Source organism: Salinicola sp., from assembly GCF_982684285.1.
The window spans coordinates 1-1037 of sequence record NZ_CEXLVS010000536.1 but is presented as its reverse complement, the minus strand read 5'-3'; the positions used below and the strand labels follow the sequence as shown (position 1 = coordinate 1037).

Annotated in this window: 1 protein-coding gene and 1 pseudogene; one reads left to right on the top strand and one right to left on the bottom strand. The window is 44.0% G+C overall.

Annotation, left to right across the window (positions count from 1 at the left end; all coding sequences use genetic code 11):
- Window positions 1-261 (bottom strand): annotated as a pseudogene (locus AC3AYF_RS21740) (hypothetical protein); the annotation flags it as partial.
- 52 nt (window positions 262-313) lie between these two features.
- Here AC3AYF_RS21740 and efp point away from each other — a divergent pair.
- A complete protein-coding gene (gene efp / locus AC3AYF_RS21735) occupies window positions 314-886 on the top strand; it encodes an elongation factor P (protein WP_487780543.1) in 573 nt (190 codons plus the stop codon).
- The last annotated feature ends 151 nt before the right edge of the window (window positions 887-1037 follow it).

Sequence of the window (1037 nt, the reverse complement as noted above, 5' to 3'; positions counted from 1 at the left end):
AAAGTTTTCTACATCAAGCCTCTCATCGATTAAGGGAAAGACCTGACGTAACAAGGGATCTTCCGGATCACCATATCGCATTTTATTGATATAACTTTGGGTGACCCGCAATGGAAACTGCTTGAGGATATCGCTGTTCACCAAACGTAAGTGTCCGGATAAACCTAGCTGTGCCAGTAATTCATCTGGATCTTTAATGGCATTAGCTAAGGCCTCTTGCCAAGCTTGTTTTATCACCCGAGTGTTGGTTTGCGGTATCATGATGCGCTTTAATTTTTAAACAGATGTTGATCGTCCCCTAAAAGAGGTTGCCATGGCAAATTTTAGTACAAATGAATTCAAATCCGGACTCAAATTTATGTTGGATGGTGACCCCTGCAGCATCATCGAAAACGAGCTGGTGAAGCCAGGTAAGGGACAAGCATTTAACCGTGTTAAATTTCGTAATTTAAAAACAGGTCGGGTAAACGAGAAAACCTTTAAATCTGGCGACAAAGTAGAAGCCGCGGACGTGATGGAAGTGGAGTTGGAATATTCCTACACCGACGGTGAGTTTTGGTATTTCATGGATGCAGTCACCTTTGAACAGCACGCCGCCGATGCCAATGCGATTGCAGATTGCAAAAAATGGTTAAAAGAACAGTATGTATATACAGTCACCCAATGGAACGGCACACCATTACTCGTGACAGCACCAAATTTTGTTAATTTAGCGGTAACAGAAACCGACCCTGGCCTAAAAGGGGATACGGCTGGAACAGGTGGTAAACCAGCAACATTAGAAACCGGTGCGGTAGTACGTGTGCCTTTATTTATGAATATTGGCGATGTTTTACGTATTGATACCCGTAGTGGTGAGTATGTTGAACGGGCGAAAGTAAAATAGAAAAAATGACCTTGAGCTGGCAACCATCAGCTAGTGTAGAAACATTAAAAAGGCGGGCGCAGCTATTGGCTGATGTCCGCTTTTTTTTTGCTGAGCATGAGGTCTTGGAAGTCGAGACGCCGATTTTGTCTTCAGCAGCGCCTACAGCGCC

What these genes read in the sequence shown, in the direction of transcription:
- efp (WP_487780543.1), top strand. Translation starts at nt 314, where the DNA reads ATGGCAAATTTTAGTACAAATGAATTCAAATCCGGACTCAAATTTATG.